Source organism: Streptomyces sp. NPDC053048 (genome assembly GCF_044547045.1).
GTDB lineage: Bacteria > Actinomycetota > Actinomycetes > Streptomycetales > Streptomycetaceae > Streptomyces.
Map to the genome: position 1 here is coordinate 174,242 of NZ_JBITZS010000004.1, position 24,468 is coordinate 198,709.

4 protein-coding genes are annotated in these 24,468 nt (G+C 71.2%); all 4 read right to left on the bottom strand.

Annotated elements, in window-relative coordinates; genetic code table 11:
* Positions 1-77: 77 nt before the first annotated feature.
* Positions 78-1,184 (bottom strand): NAD(P)-dependent alcohol dehydrogenase, encoded by a 1,107-nt coding sequence (locus tag ACIG36_RS11910; RefSeq protein ID WP_399925710.1) that lies wholly within the window; start codon positions 1,182-1,184, stop codon positions 78-80.
* Positions 1,185-1,288: 104 nt separating this feature from the next.
* Positions 1,289-2,878, bottom strand: a complete 1,590-nt coding sequence (locus ACIG36_RS11915) for an FAD-dependent oxidoreductase (RefSeq protein ID WP_399925712.1) — start codon at positions 2,876-2,878, stop codon at positions 1,289-1,291.
* Positions 2,879-3,113: 235 nt separating this feature from the next.
* A complete protein-coding gene (locus ACIG36_RS11920; RefSeq protein ID WP_399926435.1) occupies positions 3,114-14,066 on the bottom strand; it encodes a type I polyketide synthase in 10,953 nt (3,650 codons plus the stop codon).
* A 96-nt stretch (positions 14,067-14,162) separates the two neighbouring features.
* Positions 14,163-24,404, bottom strand: a complete 10,242-nt coding sequence (locus ACIG36_RS11925; RefSeq protein WP_399926436.1) for an SDR family NAD(P)-dependent oxidoreductase — start codon at positions 24,402-24,404, stop codon at positions 14,163-14,165.
* Between the last annotated feature and the right edge of the window lie 64 nt (positions 24,405-24,468).

The window sequence follows — 24,468 nt, forward strand, 5'->3', positions numbered from 1 at the left end:
GGGTGCCTGTCGCGAAACTGATCCGCACGCTACCCGTCGGTCCGAGCTCCAGGACCCCTAACTACCCCCTAGTGATTTCAGTGGACAAGTACCGGCTTGATCGTGCGCCCTGCGGCGGCGTCCTCGGCGGCCTTGTTGATCTCTTCGAACGGATATGTCGTGACGATTCTGTCCAGCGGAAAGCGGCCTGCCCCGAAGAAGCCGACGAGCCGGGGGATCAGCAGCGCCGGAACGCTGTCGCCCTCCAGCACTCCCTTCACCGTGCGTCCGAACAGCTGGACGAGGCCGAGGGAGATCTCCTGTCCGCCGCCGTTTCCCGAGCCGAGTACGGCGGCGGTGCCGCCCACGGCGAGGGCGTCGACGGCGTTCCGTACGGTCCGCGGGTGCCCGACGGCGTCGACGGTGCAGTCCGCGCCGCCCTTGGTGAGGTCGAGGATGCGACGGACCACGTCGTTGTCGCCGTTCGTGGCGTCGAAGGCGTGGGTGGCGCCCAGTTCGCGGGCGGTCTCCAGGCGGTGGGCGTGGAGGTCGACGGCGATGATCCGGTCGCAGCCGGCGATGCGCGCCGCCATCACGGCGGCCAGTCCGACGGCTCCGGCGCCGAATACGGCGATGGAGCTGCCGGGCGGCGGCTGGAGCACGTTGAGGACGCAGCCGGCGCCGGTCTGGAGTCCGCAGCCGAGCGGCCCGAGCAGTTCGAGGGGCGCGCTGTCGTCCACGACGACCGCTGAGCGCGCGTCGGCCACGACGTGGCGGCTGAAGGAGGACTGGCCGAAGAAGTGGGCGTTCAGCTCCGTGCCGTCGGGGTCGTGGTAGGCCGTGGAGCCGTCGGACCGTCGGCCACGGAGGTTGAGCGGCAGGAAGGACACGCAGTGCATGGGGTGGCCGGTGCGGCACAGCCGGCAGGTGCCGCAACTGGCCGGGGCAAGGACCACCTTGTCACCGACGGCGACGGTGTCGACGGCGGCTCCCACGGCCTCGATCACCCCGCTTCCCTCGTGGCCGAGGATGGCGGGTGGCTGCGGCGGCAGTATCCGGTCGCGTGCCAGCAGGTCGGTGTGGCAGATGCCGCTCGCGGCGAGGCGGACCAGCACTTCGCCGGGCCGCGGCTCCGCCACCGTCACGTCCTGGATGCGGAAGGGGCCGCCCTTGTCGTGGACGACCGCCGCTGTCGTGGTGCGCATCCGGATCTCTCCCGTCCTCGGTGCGGACCGGGGCCCTGGCACGCTCGAGCGTGCCAGGGCCCCGGAGTTCGGAAAACGTCAGCCGTCCATCACCGTGCGGCCGGTCAGATCGACAGCCCGTGACGGAAGACGTTGCGCGGGTCCCAGGCCTTCTTGATCTTCTTCAGCCGGGCGTAGTTGCTCGCGTAGAACAGGGTCTGCCAGCTCGTCGGCGAGGTGTTGAGCGTCGGGTCGGCGAGGTCGACGTCGGGCCAGCCGATGTAACAGCCGTCGTACTGGTCACCCGGTGCGGGGACACCGCCGGTGTCCTTGTGGAGATCGCGGTAGAAGTCCCGCTGCCAGGTGAGGTGACGGGTGTCGTCCTCGGCCTTGTCCCAGTAGTTGTAGATGGAGCCCAGCAGCACGGCACGCCGGTGGGAGGTGGCGGTCGCGTCCGTCGCCGGCGCGTTGATCTGCCCGCCGTAGGAGGACAGCGCGAACGCGGCCGGGGCGTGCCGGTAGCCGGGGTCGGTCAGGTACGCGTGCACCGTTTCCATCTGGCTGTCGGTGTAGCGCTTCTTCAGGTACGCGCCCTTGGTCTTGGACCGCAGGGGCGGCTTGGCGCCGAGGCCGATGCCGGTGTCGACGTACGACATGACGGTGGTGAGCCAGGGCAGGCGCGCGGAGGTGGTGATCGTCGGCTTGACGTTCACGTTCTCGCAGGCGGCCGCGATGTAGTCGTGCAGGATGCGCTCGTTGCCGTTCACCGTGGGGTCGACCTGTCCGGCGACCGTCACCGTGCCGAACTCGATCCGCGGGGCGATGAAGCCTCCGAAGAGTGCGTTCTCCTTCATGCCGGGCGAGCTGTAGCGCTCGTGCCAGGCGCCGATATTGCGGGCGATCTGTACGAACGCGCTCCGGTCGAGCTCGTCCCACTTCCAGACGGCCCTGGAGATCAGGGTTCCGCCGGGCGCCTTCGGCAGCATTTTGCCCGGGTCGTTGGTGGCGGCGTTCGGCGAGCGCAGCCAGAACCGCGTGACCACGCCGAAGTTGCCGCCCCCGCCGCCGGAGTGGGCCCACCACAGGTCGCGGTTGGGGTCCGTGGGCTCGCGTGTGGCCACCACGGCCCTGGCGCTGCCCCGGGCGGGCACCACGACGACCTCGACCGCGTACAGGTTGTCGGCCACCAGGCCGTACTGGCGCGACAGGGCGCCGTAGCCGCCTCCGGTGATGTGACCGCCGACGCCGACGGGCGGGCAGGCGCCGCCGGGGACGGTCACCCCCCAGCCGTAGTAGAGGGCACGGTAGACCTCGCCCAGCGTGGCTCCGGCCTCGATCGCGAACGCCCGCATCAAGGGGTCGTACGAGATGGAGCGCATCGCGGTCATGTCGATGACGCTGCGCACCCGCGGGTCGTCGACCAGCCCGTCGAGGTTGTGACCGCCGCCGCGGATGCCGAGCTGCTTGCCCTCGCGCACCGCGTCGTTGACGGCGTCGATGACCTGCCCGGTGCCGGTGACGATGCGAATGTTGTCCGGGCTGCCGGTGAAGCGCCGGTTGTAGCCCCGCAGGAGCAGGTCCTGGTAGCGGGGATCCTTCGGTGTGATGGAGACGGACTCCCGGTTGGGAGTGTCCATGAAGACGGGCGCGGCTGCTGCCGAAAGTGCCGCGTCCGAGGCCAGATCCGGAGCGATGAGCCCCAGGTCTGCAAGCATCCAGCCATCGGCCATGATGTGCTCTCCCCCGTTGCTGTGTACTTTTCGCGGGGCCTGCGGGGGTGGTGGGCACGGCTCTCGCCGCGCCCGTTCCGCCGGTGCGGGCCCCGGTTCTCGCCTTTCAGCCGAAACCCTACTGGCGCTGCGCCCCGCGCTACCCCTAACAACCCCCTATGGGCACCGGGGACATCGGGGATTTTCCTCAGCCGCAGACGCCGCGTCGGCCCCATGGGGATCAGCTCAAATCGAGCTCTTCTTCGATTATGTTCAGCAGTTCCTCCACCGGAGCCGAGTGCACGTCGTCGTCCGACGACCCGCCGCCGGCACCGGCCGCCGTCCCGGCCGTCCGCAGCATCGACAAGAGGCTTTCCAGCCGGTTCGTCACCGCCTCGCGCTCCCCGTCGTCCGCGACGCCCGACCACACGCCCGTCTCCAGCCGCTCCAGCGCGCCCAGGACGGATCCGTCACCGGCCGCACCGGCAGCCCCGGTGACCCCGCCGGCCCCGTCGAACACAAGCTCCGTGGCCAAGTGGCCGGCCAGCGCCACCGGCGTCGGGTGGTCGAAGACGAGGGTGGCGGGCAGCCTCAGGCCGCTCGTCGCGTTGAGGCGGTTGCGCAGTTCGACGGCGGCCAGCGAGTCGAAGCCGAGCTCCTTGAACGCGCGGTTGCGGTCCACCGCCTCCGGCCCGGAGTGCCCCAGTACCGTGGCCACCTCGGCACGCACCAGCTCGAGCAGCGCCCGGTCGCGTTCCGCCGGGTTCATCCCGGCCAGCCGCTGGGTGAGCGACGCCCCGCCACCGCTCTCGGCAGCGGCCGCGCGGCGGGCGGCGGTACGGACCAGGCCGCGCAGCACCGCCGGCATCCGGTCGCCCTGCGCGCGCAAAGCGGCCGTGTTCAGCCGGACGGGCGCGAGCAGCGCCGAACCGTGCCCGACCCCGGTGTCGAACAACCGCATGCCGTCCTCGGACGGCAGCGGTACGACGCCTCCGCGCGCCATGCGGCGCCGGTCGGCCTCGTCGAGGTGGGCCGTCATCCCTCCCGCCTCGCCCCACAGTCCCCAGGCCAGGGAGACGGCGGGAAGCCCGGCCGCGCGCCGGTGGTGGGCGAGCGCGTCGAGGAAGGTGTTCCCGGCGGCGTAGTTGCCCTGTCCGGGCGGGCCGATCAGGCCGGAGACGGAGGAGTACAGCACGAACGCCGACAGCCCCAGGCCCTTGGTCGCCTCGTGGAGGTTCCACGCGGCGTCCACCTTGGGCCGCAGCACGCGGTCCAGCTGGTCGGGGGTCATGGAGGCCAGTACGCCGTCGTCCAGGACGCCCGCCGTGTGCACCACCGCGACCAGCGGATGCTCCACCGGCACCGAGGCGACCAGCTCCAGCAGCGCGGCCCGGTCGGCGACGTCGCAGGCGGCGACGGTCACGGACGCACCGAGGTCCGTCAGTTCCGCCGTCAACTCGGCGGCGCCGGGCGCCTTCTCGCCCCGGCGGCTGACGAGCAGTAGGCGCCGCACACCGTGCTCGGCCACCAGGTGCCGTGCAGCGAGCACACCGAGGGCTCCGGTGGCGCCGGTGATCAGTACGGTGCCGTGCGGAGGCCAGGGTTCTGCTGGGGCTGGGGCGGTGAGGGTGGTAGTGGCTGTGGCCTTCTTGAGGCGGGGGATGCGGATCTCGCCGTTCCTGATGGCGGCCTGCGGCTCGTCGCCGGCGACCGCCACGGCGAGCGGCAGGGAGGCCAGAGAGGCCTGTTCACCGTCCAGGTCGACGAGGGCGAAGCGTCCGGGGTTCTCCGTCTGGGCCGTACGCACCAGCCCCCAGAGGCCCGCGTACCGCAGGTCCAGCGCGTCGTCACCGGCCGGCGAGGCGGCGACCGCGCCACGGGTCAGCACCACCAGCCGCGACGAAGCGAGGGCTTCCTCGGCCGACCAGCTCTGGACCAGCTCCAGCATCGACGCGGTGACGGCCCGGGTCTCGGCGGGCAGGTCGGCCGTCGCAGGCAGTCCGGACAGTCCGGAGGGAGCGTCGTCGTCCACGACGTAGAGGACGTTCTCCGGTACGGGCGCGCCCTCGCCGTTCACGGCCTGGGCCAGAGCGGCCACGGACTCGTACCGCGCCGGGGTCTGCGGCAGCGGCTCCAGCGAGTCGGTCAGCGCGGCGGCACCACGGCCCAGCACCGCCCAGGTGGGCGCCCCGGACGGCACGGGCGCGACGGGCCACTCCACGTCGTAGAGCGAATCGAGGGTGCCCTGGGCGCCGGCAGCGCGCAGCGCCTCCGCCGACACCGGGCGCCACGCCAGCGAGCCCACTGTGGCCACCGGCGCGCCGGTGCCGTCGGCGATCGTGAGAGAGACCGACTCCGCGGCCGGGTCCGTCGTCAGCCGGACCCTCAACGTTGTCGCGCCGGCCGCGTGGACGCGGACGCCGGCCCACGAGAAGGGCAGTCCGGGCTCGGACCCGTCGTCGAGTGCCTTGAGGACGGCGGAGTGGAGGGCGGCGTCGAGGAGGGCGGGGTGAAGGGTGAAGAGCCCGGCCTCCGTGACCTGGTCGTCGGGCAGGGCCACCTCGGCGAACACCTCGTCGCCGCGCCGCCAGGCCCGGCGCAGGCCCTGGAAGACGGGGCCGTAGCCATAGCCCTCGCCGGCGAGGCGCTCGTACAGCGCATCGGCCTCGATCTCCGTGGCATCGACGGGCGGCCAGGTGGTGAGGCCTGCGGTGGACGGTTCGGCCGACGTCGGCGCCGACGCCGGGGGGTCGGTTGTGAGGGTGCCGGTGGCGTGACGGGTCCAGGGAAGGTCGTCGTCACTGTCGTCCATGTCGGGGCGGGAGTGGATGGTCACCTCACGACGGCCCGCAGCGTCCTCCGGTCCGACGGCGACCTGGAGTCGTACCGCCGACTGCTCGGGCAGGAGGAGAGGGGCGGCCAGGGTCAGGTCCTCGAGGAGGTCGCAGCCGACCTGGTCTCCGGCGCGCACGGCGAGTTCGACGAAGGCGGTGCCGGGGAGGAGGACGGTGTCCAGCACGGCATGGTCCGCCAGCCAGGGGTGTGTGCGCAGGGACAACCGTCCCGTCAGTACGACGCCTGCGCCGTCGGCCAGTTCGACGGCCGCGCCCAGCAACGGATGCTCTGCCGGCCGCAGGCCCACCGTCGTCACATCACCGTGGTCCTCCGGTGCCTCGAGCCAGAACCGCTCCCGCTGGAAGGCGTAGGTGGGCAGGTCGACACGGCGGGCACCAGTGCCGTCGAAGAAGGACGACCAGTTCACGTCCACGCCCCGCACCCATGCGGCGGCCACAGAAGTCAGGAACCGCTCAAGACCACCTTGATCCCGGCGCAGCGAACCCACGACCACCGCATCGGCCCCAGCGGCCTCGACCGTCTCCTCGACGCCGAACGTCAGAACCGGGTGCGCGCTCATCTCCAGGAAGGCGTCGTGGTCGTCGTCCAGCAGGGCCTTGACGGTCTCCTCGAACCGCACGGTCTGCCGCAGGTTCCGGAACCAGTAGCCGGCGTCCAACGTGCTCGTATTGATCACGGCGCCGTCGACCGTCGAATACAAGGGCACAGAGGCGGGCCGGGGACGGACGGGGGCAAGAGCTGCCAGCAGTTCGGCCTCGATCCGTTCCACATGGAACGAGTGGGAGGCGTAGTCGACGGGGATTCGACGGGCCCGTACCTCTTCCGCCTCGTAGGCCTCCACCAGCGCAGTGATCGCTTCGGCATCACCCGAGACGACCGTCGAGGCAGGGCCGTTCACCGCAGCAACACCGAGCCGGGTGTCAGAGGCAATGCGCTCCTCGACGTCGCTGACGGGCAGCGGGATCGAGGCCATACCGCCAAGACCGGCCAGCTCCCGGCCGATCACCTGGGACCGCAACGCCACCACCCGTGCCGCGTCCTCGAGCGACAGCCCACCGGCCACCACAGCAGCGGCGATCTCGCCCTGCGAGTGTCCGACGACCGCCGCAGGCTCCACGCCCATCGACCGCCACAAGCCCGCAAGCGACACCATCACCGCCCACGACACCGGCTGCACCACATCCACCCGATCCAACCGGCCACGACCACGCAGGACCTCGGTCAGCGACCAATCGACGTAAGGCGACAACGCCACCTCACACCGACCCATCCACTCGGCGAACACGGGAGACTGATCCAGCAATTCAGCCCCCATCCCCACCCACTGAGACCCCTGACCGGGAAACACAAACACCACACCCGACCGCACACCGGCAACAGCCCCGGCCGAGTCCAGCCCCTCCAACCCCGACAACAACGCGCCCCGGTCCCCACCCAGCACCACCGCACGGTGCTCGAAAACCGAACGCGACGACGCCAACGACCAGCCGGCGTCCACCACCGACACGTCGTTCTCGACGACGAACGCCCGCAACCGGTCCGCCTGCGCCCGCAACGCCCCCGCCGAACGCCCCGACACCACCCACGGCACCACGACCGGGACACCGGCCGGGACGCCAGCTGATGGCTCGCTGACGTCCCCGGCCGCCGCGTCCTGTGGAGCGGCCTCGAGGATGACGTGGGCGTTCGTTCCGCTGATGCCGAAGGAGGACACCGCCGCGCGGCGGGGCCGGCCCGTTCGGGGCCATTCGCGGGCGTCCCGCAGCAGTTCCATGGTTCCGGAGGACCAGTCGATGAACGGTGACGGCTCGTCGGCGTGCAAGGTCGGCGGCAGTACGCCCTCGCGCATCGCCATCACCATCTTGATCACACCGGCGGCCCCCGCCGCGTGCTGGGTGTGTCCGATGTTGGATTTCACCGAGCCGAGCCAGAGCGGCCGCTCGGGGGCGCGGTCGCGGCCGTAGGTCGCCAGGAGCGCGTCGGCCTCGATCGGGTCCCCGAGCTTGGTGCCGGTGCCGTGTGCCTCGACCGCGTCGATGTCGGCGGGCGCCAGTCCGGCGGACGCCAGGGCCTGCCGGATCACCCGCTGCTGCGAGGGGCCGTTCGGTGCGGTCAGGCCGTTCGACGCGCCGTCCTGGTTCACCGCCGAGCCCCGTACGAGCGCGAGCACGGGATGTCCGTTGCGTCGCGCGTCCGACAACCGCTCCACCAGGAGCATGCCGACGCCCTCGGCCCAGCCCGCGCCGTCGGCCGCCGCCGAGAACGCCTTGGAGCGGCCGTCGGGGGCACCCGCGCGCTGCCTGCTGAACTCGACGAACAGGGTGGGTGTGGATAGCAGGATCGCGCCGCCCGCGAGCGCCATCGAGCACTCCCCCGCCCGTACGGCCTGTGCGGCCAGGTGCAGTGTGACCAGCGAGGACGAGCACGCCGTGTCCACCGTCATCGTGGGCCCCACCAGCCCCAGGGTGTAGGCGATGCGGCCCGAGGCCACGCTGCCGGCGCTGCCGGTCAGCAGGTAGCCCTCGAAGCCCGGGGTCCGCGCCAGGATGCCCCCGTGGTCCTGCCCGCTGACGCCGACGAACACGCCTGTCTGGCTGCCGCGCAACGTCTGCGGGTCGATGCCCGCTCGCTCGAAGGTCTCCCACACGGACTCCAGGAGCAGCCGCTGCTGCGGGTCCATCCCCAGCGCCTCGCGCGGCGAGATCCCGAAGAACGCGGCGTCGAAGCGGTCGATGCCGTCGACGAAGCCGCCCTCCCGGGTGTAGGACTTCCCCGGGCTGTCGGGGTCGGGGTCGTACAGCCCTTCGAGGTCCCAGCCCCGGTCGGACGGGAACGGGGTGATGGCGTCCGTTCCGTCAGCGACCAGCCGCCACAGCTCCTCGGGCGAGTTCACGCCACCGGGCAGTCGGCATGCCATGCCGACGATCGCGACGGGGTCGTCATCACCGACGGCAGAGGCGGCGACCGCCTGAGGCAGGGCGAGCGGCGCGGCGGACGTCCGGTGCGTGCCGTCGGCGGAGAGCAGTTCCGACCGGAGGTAGGCCGCGACGGCGGCGGGGGTCGGGTGATCGAAGATCAGCGCTGCGGGTAGCCGGAGGCCCGTGGCCGCACCGAGCCGGTTGCGCAGCTCGACGGCGGTGAGCGAGTCGAAACCGAGCTCCTGGAAGGCGCGGTCCGGGCCGACCGCGCTCTGATCGCCGTATCCCAGGACGGCGGCGACGTACGAACGCACCAGGCCGCCCAGTTCACGCAGCTGCTCCGCCTCCGTCAGCCCCGCCAGCCGGCCGGCCAGTGATGGGCCGTCCTCCCCGCCGGCGGCCGCGCCGCGCCGCGGGGCGCGGCGTACGAGACCGCGCAGCAGGGCGGGCACGGCGTCCGACTGGGCGCGCAGGGAGGCGAGGTCGAGGCGCATCGGCAGGAGCACGCAGTCCGCGGACTCGTCCTCGGCCTCCGAAGGGGTTGCTGCGGCAGGGCCTGCGGTAACCGCCGTGTCGAAGAGTGACAGTCCCTCGTCCCGTTCCAGCGGGAACATGCCCGCGCGGGCGATACGGGTCCTGTCGTTGTCGCTGAGGCTTTCGGTGATCCCTCCGGACCCGTCCGTCTGCGCCCACAACCCCCAGGCGAGGGACAGGGCGGGGAGACCGGCGGCCCGCCTGTGGACGGCCAGGGCATCGAGGAAGGCGTTGGCGGCGGCGTAGTTGGCCTGCCCGGGGCCACCGAAGGTGCCGGCGGAGGACGAGTAGAGGACGAAGGCCGAGAGGTCGTTCTCCCTGGTCAGCTCGTGCAGGTTCCAGGCGGCGTCGACCTTGGGGCGGAGCACTCGGTCCAGTTGCTCATGGGTGAGCGTCGCGGCGATCGCGTCGTCGAGCACGCCCGCCGTGTGGATCACCGCGGACAGCGGTCGCTCCGGCGGCACGGCCGCCAGCAGCGCGGCAAGAGCCTCCCGGTCCGCCGCGTCGCAAGCGGCGATCTCGGCGTGCGCGCCCAGGTCCGCCAGTTCCTCCTGGAGCCGCGCCGCGCCGGGGGCCTCGAGGCCGCGCCTGCTGATCAGCAGCAGGTTGCGCACGCCGTGTTCGGTCACGAGGTGGCGGGCGAGCATCGCTCCGAGGGCGCCGGTGGCGCCCGTCACCAGAACTGTGCCGTCGGCGGTCCATGGCGCGGTGGGGGCGTCGGGCTGGTCGGACCGGCCGGACCGGCCGGCCTGAACGCGGGCGAGCCGGGGTGCGGAGACCTTGCCGTCCCGGATGAGGAGCTGCGGCTCGTCGGTCGCGACGGCCGCCGGGAGCGCGTGCCAGGACCGCTCCTGGCCGTCCACGACCACCAGTACGAACCGGCCCGGGTTCTCGGTCTGCGCGCTGCGCAGCAGGCCCAAGGCGGTCGCCGTAGAAAGGTCGTCGGTGTCCGGGCCTTCGGTGACCACGACGAGACGGGAGGCGGCGAGCCGGTCGTCGGCGAGCCAGGCCTGGACCACGTCGAGAGTGCGATGCGCGAGCCGCCGGGCGCGGGACGCCGCGTCGTCTGTGTCGCTGTCCGGCCCGGAGGGGGACCACAGCACGGCGGCCGGGGCCGGGCTGCCCGCATCGAGGGCCTGGCGCAAGGCCGCCACGTCCTCGTAGCGAGTGGAAGCGACGGTGAGACCGGCGGCGAAACCCGATCGGTCCGTCCCCGACGGGGCCAGTACGGCCCAGTTGCCCGTGTCGGGGGCCGCCTGGCCCCCGGTCGGGGTGGGTACGGGCTGGAAGTCGAGCCGGAACAGCGACTCGTGGTAGGCGGCGCCGGCGCTGCGCAGGGCTTCGGGCGAGACCGGCCGTGAGAGCAGGGACTCGACGGTCACCACTGGCGCGCCCTTGCCGTCGGTGGCCGTCAGCGACACGGTGTCCTGGCCGGTGAGGGTCAGCCTCACGCGCAGCAGGGTCGCGCCCGAGGAGTGCACGCTCACCCCGGACCACGCGAACGGCAGCCCTCCCTGGCGTTCGTCGTCCGCGACGCCGCGCAGCAGCGGATGCAGGGCAGCGTCGAGCAGCGCGGGGTGCAGGACGTACCGTCCCGCATCGGATCGCTGTTCCTCGGGGAGTTCGATCTCGGCGAGGATCTCGTCGCCGAGCCGCCAGGCCCTGCTCAGGCCCTGGAACGACGGCCCGTAGCCGTGCCCCTGCTCGATGAGCCGGTCGTAGACGCCGTCCAGGCCGATCTCCACGGCCCCGGCAGGCGGCCAGTTCAACGGCTGTTCGGCAGGGGCGGCAGGGGCCGGACTGCCGACGGCCAGTAGCCCGGTGGCGTGCTCGGTCCACGGATGGTCCACCCCGTCGCCGGTGTCCGGCCGCGTGTGGACGGTGATCTGCCGGCGTCCCGACTCGTCGGCAGCAGTGACGGAGAGCTGAAGCCGGACCGCATCGTGGCCGGTCAGGACCAGGGGCGTGGCGAGAGTCAGTTCCTCGAGCTTGTCGCATCCGACGTGGTCGCCGGCGTGCAGGGCGAGTTCGACGAAGGCGGTGCCCGGGAGGAGGACGGTACCGAGGATGGCGTGGTCGGCGAGCCACGGGTGGGACTGGAGCGAAAGCCTGCCCGTCAGGACCATGCCCTCGCCGCTCGCCAGTTCCACGGCCGCCCCGAGGAGGGGGTGACCGGCGGCACTGAGACCTGCCGATGCGACGTCCGCGCTGTCGGCGGGCGGGAGCAACCAGTACCGCTCGTGCTGGAACGCGTAGGTCGGGAGATCGATGCGGCGTGCGCCGGTGCCGTCGAAGAACGACGACCAGTCGACAGCCGTGCCGCGCACGAAGGCCTGGGCCAGGGCCGCCACAGCCGTTTGCGGCTCGGGGCGGTCGCGGCGCAGGACAGGGACGGCAGCCGTTGCGGCAGGGTCAGTGACGCATTCGGGGACGAGCGCGGACAGCACACCGTCAGGGCCCAGCTCGAGAAACGTGCGGACGCCCTCGCGCTCCATGGCCTTCACCGCATCGGCGAACCGGACAGGGCGCCGCACGTGCTCGACCCAGTAGTCGACGGACGCTATTTCGCTGGTCACCGGCTCGCCCGTTACGGCGGAGACCAGCGCCATGCGCGGGGCGGAGAAGACGATGTTGCTGATGGCCGCGCGGAAGTCCTCCAGCATCGGATCCATCAACGGCGAATGGAAAGCATGACTGACAGTCAGCTTCTTCGCCTTGCGACCCTGTTCGGTCAGCGAGGCAGCAATTTCGTCAACGGTGGAGCCATCGCCCGCAATCACCACCGAACCTGGGCTGTTGACCGCCGCGATGCTCACCCGGTCCTCACGGCCGGCCAGCAACGGCAGGACTTCTTCCTCGGTGGCCTGCACGGAAACCATCGCCCCACCAGCGGGCAGGGCCTGCATCAACCGACCGCGAGCAGCCACCAACCGTGCCGCATCCTCGAGCGAGAACACCCCCGCTACGTGCGCGGCCGCGATCTCACCCACCGAATGACCGGCCACCACATCCGGCCGCACACCCCACGACTCGACCAACCGGAACAACGCCACTTCCAACGCGAACAACGCAGGCTGCGTCACACCGGTCTCATCAAGCCCCTCCCCCGACCACACCGCCTCACGAACGGAGGAGTCGAACAGCGCACACACCTCATCAAACGCCGCCGCAAACACGGGAAAAGCCTCATACAGCCCCCGCCCCATCCCCGCCCGCTGCGCACCCTGACCCGTGAACACCACACCCAGCCGACCCGACACCACCGACCCCGACACCACACCAGGCCCGGCAACCCCCGCACTCAGAGCCCCAAGGCCCTCGACAAGCTCCTCACGCCCCTCCCCCAACACCACCGCACGCCGCTCGAACACCGACCGCGACGACGCCAACGACCACCCAACATCAACAACCGAGACCCCATCACCCAACCCCTCGAGCAACCGCCCGGCCTGCCCCCTCAACGCCGCATCCGTGCGCCCGGACACCACCCACGGCACGACCACCGGCGCGATCACATCCCCCGGCTCGTTGCCATCCTCCGCAGGCGCCTCCTCGATCACCACATGCGCGTTCGTCCCGCTGATACCGAAGGAGGAAATTCCGGCGCGCCGGGGACGTCCCTCCGTCTCGGGCCAGTCCCGGGCCTCCCGCAGCAGTTCCACCGCGCCCGACGACCAGTCCACATGCGGCGACGGCTCGTCCGCGTGCAAGGTCGGCGGCAGCACACCCGCCCGCATCGCCATGACCATCTTGATCACACCCGCCACACCGGCCGCGGCCTGCGTGTGCCCGATGTTCGACTTCAACGACCCCAACCACAACGGCCGACCGCCATCCCGCCCCTGCCCATACGTCGCCAGCAGCGCCTCGGCCTCGATCGGATCGCCGAGCCGCGTACCCGTGCCATGCGCCTCGACCGCGTCGACGTCGTTCGACGACAGCCCGGCGGCCACCAGGGCCTGCCTGATCACGCGGCGCTGCGACGGGCCGTTCGGCGCGGTCAGGCCGTTCGACGCCCCGTCCTGGTTGATCGCGGAGCCGCGGACCACCGCAAGCACCGTGTGGCCGTTCTTCCGGGCGTCCGACAGCCGCTCCAGCAGCAGCATGCCCACGCCCTCGCCCCAGCCGACACCGTCGGCTCCCGCGCCGAAGGACTTGCAGCGGCCGTCAGGTGCGAGTCCGCGCTGCCGGCTGAACTCCACGAACGTGCCGGGAGTCGACATGACCGTCACCCCGCCGGCGAGGGCCATCGAGCACTCGCCGGATCGCAGGGCCTGTGCCGCCAGGTGCAGGGCCACCAGGGACGACGAACACGCCGTGTCCACCGTCACCGCGGGCCCCACCAGCCCCAGGTTGTAGGCGACGCGGCCGGAGGCGACGCTGCCCGCGCTGCCCGTCAGCAAATAGCCCTCGAATCCGTCGGGAATGTTGTGCAGGCGGATTCCGTAGTCGCCGTACATGACGCCGGAGAAGACGCCGACCGGAGTCTCCTTCACGGTTGCCGGAGCGATCCCCGCGCGTTCGAACGTCTCCCAGGCGACTTCGAGGAGCAGGCGCTGCTGTGAGTCCGTGCCGAGTGCTTCACGCGGGCTCATGTCGAAGAAGGCGGGGTCGAATTCATCGGCGTCGTGAAGGAATCCGCCTTCGCGCGCGTAGCTGTGGCCTGTGCTGTCCGGGTCCGGGTCGTACAGGTCCTCGTCCCAGCCGCGCCGGTCCGGGAACGGCGTGATGGCGTCGGTCCCACCGGCCACCAGTCGCCACAGGTCCTCCGGGGACGTGACCCCGCCCGGGTAGCGGCAGGCCATGCCGACGATCGCGATCGGCTCCTGGTTCCGGTCCTGGAGTTCCTGAAGGCGGTGCCGGGTCTCGTAGAGATCGGCGGTCACTCGCTGGAGGTATCCGAGGAGCTTGTCGTCGTTCGCCATGTCGCGGCTTCCCCCACTCGTTGTGGCTCTTCGTGTTCGGCGGGCCCGTCCGGCTGTTCATTCGAGGGCGATCCCGAATTCCTTGCCGAGGAAGTCGTAGATCTCCTCGGCGGACGCGGACTGAAGTCCTTCGGTGACATCCACGACCCGTGTCGTCTCTTCTTCGCCCTTTTCGTCGTCCCAGCGCTCCAGCAGGCTCTTCAGGCGCAATTTCGTCTGGGCCCTCGAGATGTCGTCCAGTCGGACCGCGGCCAGGGCGGATTCGAGTTGTTCGATGTGATCGAGTACGTATTTCTCCGGTGACGCGCCGGCGTCGACGAGTTCGCCCTTGAGGTGGTCGGCGAGCGCCTGCGGCGTCGGGTAGTCGAAGATCAGACTGGCCGGGAGCCGTAGTCCGGTGGCGGCGGTCAGCCTGTTGCGGAAGTCGACGGCGGTCAGCGAGTCGAAGCCGAGCTCCTTGAACGCCCGGTCGCTGTCGACGGCACTCGCGTCGGCGTGGCCGAGCACTGTGGCGGCCTGGCCGCACACCAGCTCGGTGAGGAGCCGTTCCTGGCCCTCCTGGGGCAGGGCCGCCAGCCGTTGCGTGAGCGAGTCCGGGCTCTCGGCCCCGGCGGCCGCGGCTCCGCGACGGACGGTGGTCCGCACAAGGCCGCGCAGTACCGCCGGCAGTGCCTCGCCCTGGGTGCGCAGCGCCTTGAGGTCCAGGCGCATGGGCAGCGTCCACGGCTGACCGGTGGCCACGGCGGTGTCGAAGAGCGACAGCCCCTCCTCCGTCGTCAGCGGCACCAGGCCGGCACGTGCCATGCGCTGGAAGTCCGCCTGCCCGAGGTGCCCGGTGATCCCGCTGCTCTGTGCCCACAGGCCCCACGAGAGAGTGGTCACCGGCAGCCCGTGAGCACGCCGGTGGTGGGCCAGTTCGTCGAGGAAGGCGTTGGCGGCCGCGTAGTTCGCCTGGCCCGGGGCCCCGAAGACGCCTGCCGCCGAGGAGAACAGCACGAACGCGGACAGCCCGTGGTCCCTGGTGAGCTCGTGAAGGTGCCACGCGCCGTCGGCCTTCGGCCGCAGGACCCCGTCCATCCGCTCGGGAGTCAGCGAACCGATGACCCCGTCGTCGGCCACACCCGCGGTGTGCACGACCGCGGTGAGCGGATGTTCCCGGGGAACGGCGGCCAGGAGCTCCGTCACCGCCGAACGGTCACTGATGTCGCACGCCACGAAGGTGACGTCCGCCGCCCCGAGATCGGCCAGCTCCGTCCGTAGCTCCTCGGCCCCGTCGGCGGCCGCACCCCGCCGACTGGCCAGGAGCAGACGACGTACGCCATGTGCGCTGACCAGATGCCGCGCCAGCAGCCCGCCCAGGACACCGGTGGCTCCGGTGACCAGGACCGTGCCCTCGGCGGACGCACCGGCCAGGAGCGCGCCGTCACGGTTGTCGGCACGGTCGTCCTCACGGTTGTCCCCACCGGCGGCGGGTACGCGCGCGAGCCTGGGGGCACGGAATTCGCCGTCGCGCAGCGCCAGCTGCGGATCCCCGGCAGCGAGCGCTGCGGGCAAGGCTGCTTGCCATGGCACGCACTCACCGTCCGCGTCCGCGCGCACGTCCACGTCCACGTCCACGTCCAGCAGTACGATCCGGCCGGGGCTCTCGGTCTGAGCCGTCCGCAGCAGCGCCAGTGCCGACGCGAGAGCGAGGTCGGCCCGCTCGCCCTCGTCCGTCGCGACAGCACCACGGGTGACGACGACCAGCCGCGACGAGTCGAGCCGGTCGTCGGCGAGCCATTGCTGGGCCAGGCGCAGTACGCGGTGCGTGAGCGCCCTCACCGCGTCGACGACCTGCGGCCCCTCGGCCTCGGCGACGGACGCGGCGGGCAGCGAGGTGAGGACCACGGCGGGCACCGGCTCACCGGCGTCCAGCGAGGCCAGAAGCGAGTCCACGTCCTCGTACGCGCGCGGGGCCCCGCCGAACCGCCCGGCCACGCCCAGCTCGTCACTGCCCACGAGGGCCCACGAGGCCGGCTCGCCGGTCAGCGCGGTAGTCCCGGTGGTTGCCATGGCGGTCGCCGCGACCCAGTCCAGCTGGAACAGCGCGTCGTGATACGAGGTACGCGACGTACGCATGCTCCGCAGCGCTTCGGCGGAGACCTCACGCCACAGAAGCGACTCCGCCGTCAGGACCGGAGCACCCGTACTGTCGACGGCCGTCACCGACACGGTGTCCGGGCCGGTCGGACGGAATCGCACCCGCAGCGCGGAAGCACCTGTCGCGTGGAGTCGCACACCGCTCCAGGAGAACGGCAGAGCCGGGGCCGACGCATCCTCCAGCGCCGTCAGCATGGGCGCGTGCAGGGTCGCGTCCAGCAGCGCCGGGTGGAGGGCGTAGAGGGCGGCGGCGTGGTCATCGTGCCCGCCACCGCCGCCGTCGCTCTCGGGCAGCGTCACCTCGGCGAAGACCTCGTCGTCGCGCCGCCAAGCGCGCCGCAGCCCCTGGAACGCGGGACCGTACGCGTACCCCTGGTCCGCCAGCGATCCGTAGATCTCGGCGGGCCCCGCTTCCACTTCGCTCGCACCGGGCGGGGGCCATGCGGCCGACCACTCGGGAGCGGTGAGGTCGGACGGCACGGCAGGTACGGCTGACGGCGAACCCGCCGTCATGCTGCCTGTGGCGTGCAGAGTCCACGCCTGGTCGCTCCCGTCACTTCCCTCACTTCCGTCATCGGTCGCGGGGCGCGAATACACACCGATCGCCCGGCGTCCTTCCTCGTCCGCTTCGCCGACGGTGAGCTGGACCCGTACAGCACCGTGTTCGGGGAGGACGAGGGGAGCGGTGAGGGTGAGTTCGTCGAGCCTGTCGCATCCGACGTGGTCGCCGGCGTGCAGGGCGAGTTCGACGAAGGCTGTGCCCGGGAGGAGGACGGTACCGAGGATCGCATGGTCGGCGAGCCACGGGTGAGATTGGAGGGACAGACGACCGGTCAGGACCATGCCCTCGCCGCCCGCCAGCTCCACGGCCGCCCCGAGGAGGGGATGACCGGCGGCGCTGAGACCTGCCGATGTGACGTCCGCGCTGTCGGCGGATGCCTGAAGCCAGTAGTGCTCCCGCTGGAAGGCGTAGGTGGGCAGGTCGATGCGGCGCGCGCCACTGCCGTCGAAGAACGACGACCAATTGACGGGCGTACCACGTACGAAGGCCTGGGTCATGGCTGTCACGGCGGTTCGTGGCTCGGGACGGTCACGGCGCAGGAGGGACATGGCGGCTGTTGCGGCGGGGTCGTTGACGCATTCGGGGACGAGCGCGGACAGCACCCCGTCCGGGCCCAGCTCGAGGAACGTGCGTATGCCGTCGCGCTCCATCGTCCGTACGGCGTCGGCGAACCGGACAGGACGCCGCACGTGCTCGACCCAGTAGTCGACAGACGCAATCTCGCTGGTCACCGGTTCGCCGGTTTCCGCGGAGACCATCACCAGACGCGGAGTGGAGAAGGATATGTTGCTGATGGCGGCGCGGAAGTCCTCCAGCATCGGGTCCATCAACGGCGAATGGAACGCGTGCGACACCACAAGCCGCTTCGTGCGACGGCCCTGCTCCCGCAGCGACGCCGCGACCTCCAGAACCACCGATTCGACACCGGCGATCACCACGGAGTCGGGACCGTTGATCACCGCGATGCTCGCCTGCTCCTCGCGGCCGGCCAGCAGCGGTACGACTTCTTCCTCTGCCGCCTGCACGGACACCATGGCGCCTCCGGGGGGCAGGGCCTGCATCAGCCGGCCGCGTGCGGTCACCAGTAGGGCCGCGTCCTCGAGCGAGAGAACACCCGCCACATGCGCGGCCGCGACCTCACCCACCGAATGACCGGCCACCACGTCAGGTCGTACACCCCACGACTCGACCAACCGGAACAACGCCACTTCCAACGCGAACAGCGCCGGTTGTGTCACACCGGTCTCGTCGAGCCCCTGCCCTGACCACACCGCCTCACGAAGCGAAGGGTCGAGATACGAGCACACCTCGTCGAACGCCGCCGCGAACACGGGGAAGGCCTCATACAGCTCCCGCCCCATACCGGCACGCTGCGCACCCTGACCCGTGAACACCACACCCAGCCGACCCGGCACCACCGACCCCGACACCACACCAGGCCCGGCAACCCCCGCACTCAGAGCCCCGAGGCCCTCGACAAGCTGCTCCCGTCCCTCCCCCAACACCACCGCACGCCGCTCGAACACCGACCGCGACGACGCCAACGACCACCCGACATCAACCGCCGAGAGCCCATCAGCCACCCGCTCGAGCAACTGCCCGGCCTGCCCCCGCAACGCCGCGTCCGAACGGCCCGACACCACCCACGGCACGACCACCGGAGCGACGCCATCTCCGCCTTCCTGGGCTTCTTCTTCCGCAGGCGCCTGCTCGATCACCACATGCGTGTTCGTCCCGCTCGCGCCGAAGGACGACACCGCTGCCCGGCGGGGGCGTCCCGTCTCCGGCCAGTCGCGTGCTTCGCGCAGCAACTCGACCGCACCCGAAGACCAGTCGATGAAGGGCGACGGCTCGTCGACGTGCAGCGTGCGGGGCAGCACGCCCTCTCGCATCGCCATGACCATTTTGATCACACCCGCCACACCGGCCGCGGCCTGCGTATGCCCGATGTTGGACTTCAACGAGCCCAGCCACAGCGGCCGGTCCTCATCCCGCCCCTGGCCGTACGTCGCCAGCAGCGCCTCGGCCTCGATCGGATCACCGAGCCGCGTACCCGTACCATGCGCCTCGACAGCGTCAACATCACTCGTCGACAACCCCGCCGACGCCAACGCCTGCCGGATCACCCGCTGCTGCGACGGACCATTCGGCGCCGTCAAACCATTACTCGCGCCGTCCTGATTCACCGCAGACCCACGCACCACCGCGAGCACGTCATGCCCGTTCCGCCGGGCATCCGACAACCGCTCGACCAGCAGCATCCCCACACCCTCGGACCAGCCCGTACCGTCAGCCGCCGCCGAGAACGCCTTGCACCGGCCATCAACCGCCAGACCACGCTGCCGACTGAACTCGATGAAGGTGCCGGGAGTCGACATCACCGTCACTCCCCCGACCAGTGCCATCGAGCACTCGCCCGAGCGCAGCGCCTGGCCCGCGAGGTGCAGGGCCACCAGGGACGACGAGCACGCCGTGTCCACCGTCAGTGCCGGGCCGACGAGCCCCAGGGTGTACGCGATGCGGCCCGCGACGACGCTGGCCGCGTTGCCGGTCATGAGGTAGCCGTCGATGTCCTTGGGGGTCCGCGTCATCATCGTGGCGTAGTCCTGGCCGTTGCCTCCGGCGAAGACGCCGACCTGCCCGCCGCGCACGGTCTCGGGGTCGATGCCGGCGCGCTCGAAGGCCTCCCACGCCGTCTCCAGCAGCAATCGCTGCTGCGGGTCCATCGCCAACGCCTCACGCGGCGAGATACCGAAGAAGCCGGGGTCGAACTCGCCCGCGTCGTGGAGGAATCCGCCCTCCCGCGCGTATGTCGTCCCCGAGCGATCCGGGTCCGGGTCGTAAAGTCCTTCGACGTCCCAGCCTCGGTTCACCGGGAAGCCGGACACGGCGTCGGTGCCGTCGGCGACCAGCCGCCACAGGCCCTCCGGGGAGGTGACCCCGCCCGGGAACCGGCACGCCATGCCGACGATGGCCATCGGTTCGTCGGCGGCGACGGCCGTCGAGGTAGTTCGTGGCCCCTCGGTCGTCGGCAGGGCGGTGAGCGTGCCCAGCAGTTCGTTCCGCATGTGCTCGGCGACGGCTCGAGGGGTCGGGTAGTCGAAGACGACCGATGCGGGGAGGCGCAGGCCTGTGTTCGTGGTCAGCCTGTTGCGGACCTCCATGGCGGTGAGCGAGGTGAGGCCCAGTTCGCTGAAGTTCTGCTGGGCGTCGATCGCCTCGACGTCGGCATAGCCGAGGACCGAGGCCACGGCGGTGCGCACGATCTCCAGCAGGAACCGTTCCTGTTCGGACTCAGGCAGTCCCGCGATCTCGGCGCGCAGGGACGCCGCGGCGTCTTCGGACAGTGGCTCGTCCGGACGCTCGCCGGCGTGGGGACGGTCCTGAAGTTCCGGCAGTTCCTCCAGCGTCCGGCGGACGCGTGGGGGGATGCCGAGGGCGAGGGCCCTTTCCCAGTCGACGTGGGCGACCGTGACACATGTCCGTTGCTGCTGCAGCAGCAGGCGGTCCAGCGTCGAGAACGCCTTTTCGGCGGGCAGGGGCACCAGCCCTTGGTCGGCACGATCCGCCGTGTCTGACGTGCCCGCTGTGTCCAGCGCGTCCGTGGTGGGGCCCCAGGCGACCGATGTGGCCACCAGCCCCTGAGCACGCCGGTGCTGTGCCATCGCGTCGGCGAACGCCTGGCCGGCTGCGGCGCCGCTCCTGCCCGGACCACCGATGACGGTCGCGGCCGACGAGAACAGGACGAAGGCGGACAGCTCGGCATCACGGGTGAGTTCGTGCAGATTCCGCACCGCGTCCGTGCGCGCGCCGATGACCTGCTCGTACTGCCCGGACTGCTCGTCATCGCGATCGGGGAGCCCGGCCGCATGGAAGACGGCGGTCAGCGGCCGGTCGGCTGGTACGGAGGCCAGCGCGTCGGCAAGGGCCTCACGGTCGGCCTCGTCGCACGGCACCACCGTGACGCCGACGCCCAGCTCGACGAGCTCGTGCTCGAGTTCGGCCACCTCCGGGGCGCCGGCCGCGTCGCCCCCCGTCAGGAGCAGGTGCCCGGCTCCCTGGGCCGCCAGTCGGCGGGCCAGAGCCCGACCCGTGCGGGTGGTGATGCCGGTGACCAGCGCAGTTCCGTGCGGTGCCGCCCAGGTACGTGTCGGTTGCGCATCGGCCGTCGTCGAGTCGGCGGAACGATTCAGGTGGGTCAAGCGGCGCGCGTAAGTGCCCGAACGCCTCACGGCCACCTGGTCCTCGCCGTCGGCCGGGCCGGTGATCAGCGCGGCCACGCGTGCCCAGTCCCGTGCTCCCAGGGCGGAGGCCGGGACGTCCACCACGCCGCCCCAGTTCCGTGCCCGTTCCCAGGCGAACACCCTGGCCAGTCCCCAGAGGACCGACTGCGCCGGATCGATCACGCCATCGTCCGCGTGTACAGCGACCGCGCCCTGCGTCACACACCACACCGGTACAGCGGCTTCGGATCGTTCGACCGCTTCGAGAACGGCCGACAGGGCCTCCGCGACGCGCGATCCGGACGCGTCCGCCAGCAGCGGCAGCAGCGAGACCACGCCCCTCAGCGGGGCTTCATCCGTCCCCGCGCCGGCAAGAGCGTCGGCATCCGGGCCGGCATCGTCGATGCCCACCACCGCCACGCGCGCACCACGGGAGCCGAGCGCCTTGACGATGCCCTGTGCTGCCCCGGCCTCCTCGCACACTTCGGGAACGCACACCAGCCATGTGCCTGCGGCCGTCGCCGCCACCGTCGCTGCAGCGTCGCCGATCGGCTTCCACACGACCTGGTACTGCCAGGGGTCGGGCTGCTCGGAGGTGGTGGCGGCAGGCGGGAGCAGCCAGTACCGCTCGTGCTGGAAGGCGTAGGTGGGCAGGTCGATGCGGCGTGCGCCGGTGCCGTCGAAGAACGACGACCAGTCGACGGGCGTACCGCGCACGAAGGCCTCGGCCAGGGCCGTCACGGCGGTTCGGGGCTCGGGGCGGTCGCGGCGCAGGATGGAGATGGCGGCTGTTGCGGCGGGGTCGTTGACGCATTCGGGGACGAGCACGGACAGCACCCCGTCGGGGCCGAGCTCGAGGAACGTGCGTATGCCGTCGCGCTCCATCGTCCGTACGGCGTCGGCGAACCGGACAGGCCGCCGCACATGCTCGACCCAGTAGTCGGCGGACGCGATTTCGCTGGTCACCGGCTCGCCCGTTACGGCGGAGACCAGCGCCATGCGCGGGGCGGAGAAGACGATGTTGCTGATGGCCGCGCGGAAGTCCTCCAGCATCGGATCCATCAGCGGCGAATGGAACGCATGACTAACAGTCAGCTGCTTGGTCTTGCGGCCTTGTTCGGTCAATGCGGCAGCAATTTCGTCAACGGTGGAGCCATCACCCGCAATCACCACCGAACCGGGACTGTTGACCGCCGCGATGCTCACCCGGTCCTCACAGCCGACCAGCAACGGCAGGACTTCCGCCTCGGTGGCCTGCACGGAAACCATCGCCCCACCAGCGGGCAGGGCCTGCATCAACCGACCGCGTGCAGCGACCAACCGTGCCGCATCCTCGAGCGAGAACACCCCCGCTACGTGCGCGGCCGCGATCTCACCCACCGAATGACCGGCCACCACATCCGGCCGCACACCCCACGACTCGACCAACCGGAACAACGCCACCTCAAGAGCAAACAACGCCGGTTGTGTCACACCTGTCTCGTCGAGCCCCTGCCCTGACCACACCGCTTCACGCAGCGAAGGCTCGAGATACGAGCACACCTCGTCGAACGCCGCCGCGAACACAGGAAACGCCTCATACAACTCACGGCCCATCCCCGCCCGCTGCGCACCCTGACCCGTGAACACCACACCCAGCCGACCCGACACCACCGACCCCGACACCACACCAGGACCAGCAGAACCACCAGCCAGCGCACTCAAGCCGGCGACAAGCTCCTCACGCGCCTCCCCCAACACCACCGCCCGCCGCTCGAACACCGACCGCGACGACGCCAACGACCACCCCACATCAACAACCGAGACCCCATCACCCAACCCTTCGAGCAACCGCCCGGCCTGCCCCCTCAACGCCGCATCCGAACGCCCGGACACCACCCACGGCACCACCACCGGCGCGATCACATCCCCCGGCTCGTCGCCATCCTCCGCAGGCGCCTCCTCGACCACCACATGCGCGTTCGTCCCGCTGACCCCGAACGACGAGATCCCGACCCGCCGGGGACGCCCCTCCGTCTCCGGCCAGTCCCGGGCCTCCCGCAGCAGCTCCACCGCACCCGACGACCAGTCCACATGCGGCGACGGCTCGTCCGCGTGCAAGGTCGGCGGCAGCACACCCGCCCGCATCGCCATGACCATCTTGATCACACCCGCCACACCGGCGGCGTGCTGCGTATGACCGAGGTTGGACTTGACCGATCCCAGCCACAGCGGCCGGTCCGCCTCCCGCCCCACCCCGTACGTGGCCAGCAGCGCCTCGGCCTCGATCGGATCGCCGAGCTTCGTGCCCGTACCGTGCCCCTCCACCGCGTCCACATCGGCGGCCGACAACCGGGCATTCGCCAAGGCCTGCCGGATCACCCGCTGCTGCGAAGGGCCATTGGGGGCCGTCAAGCCATTGCTCGCGCCGTCCTGATTGACCGCCGACCCGTTCACCACCGCCAGCACCCGGTGACCGTTCCGCCGGGCGTCCGACAACCGCTCGACGAGCAGCATCCCCACGCCCTCGCCCCACCCCGTACCGTCGGCCGCCGCGCCGAAGGAGGCGCAGCGGCCGTCGGCGGACAGGCCTCGCTGGCGGCTGAACTCCACGAACGTGCCGGGGGTGGACATCACCATGACGCCGCCTGCCAGTGCCATGGTGCAGTCGCCGGAGCGCAGCGACTGTGCGGCGAGGTGCAGCGAGACGAGCGACGACGAGCATGCCGTGTCGAGTGTCAGTGCGGGGCCGAGCAGGCCGAGCTGATAGGCGATGCGGCCCGACATGACGCTGGCGGTGCCGCCGGTCAGCATCAGGCCTTCGACGTTCTGCGGGGCCTCGTGCATGCGGGGGCCGTAGTCCTGGCCCGTCGCGCCGATGAAGACGCCGGTGGCGGTGCCGCGCAGCGCCGCCGGGTCGATGCCGGCCCGTTCGACGACCTCCCAGGCCGTCTCCAGCAGCAACCGCTGCTGCGGGTCCATCGCCAACGCCTCGCGCGGCGCGATGCCGAAGAACCCCGCGTCGAAGTCGCCGGCCCCGTAGAGGAATCCGCCCTCCCGCGCGTACGAGGTCCCCGAACGGCCCGGATCGGGGTCGTACAACCCCTCGACGTCCCACCCCCGGTCCACCGGAAACCCCGACACCGCGTCCACACCGCCGGACACCAGCCGCCACAGGTCCTCCGGCGACTCGACCCCACCCGGGAAACGGCATGCCATGCCGACGATGGCGACGGGCTCGTGTTCCTTGTCCTCCGCCTCGCGCAGCAGCCTGCGCGCCTCGCGAGCGTCGGAAACGGCCCGCTTGAGGTAGTCGCGGAGTTTCGCCTCGTCAGCCACGTGTTCCCCCTGGGGTAGCCGGTGTGCGGCCGTCGGGCGACCGCTGTGCTCGCGGATGTCGGTTTGTCGGTTGCCGTCGGCCGACGTATCGGTCGGTGTCGGTCGGCGTCAGCAGACGTCA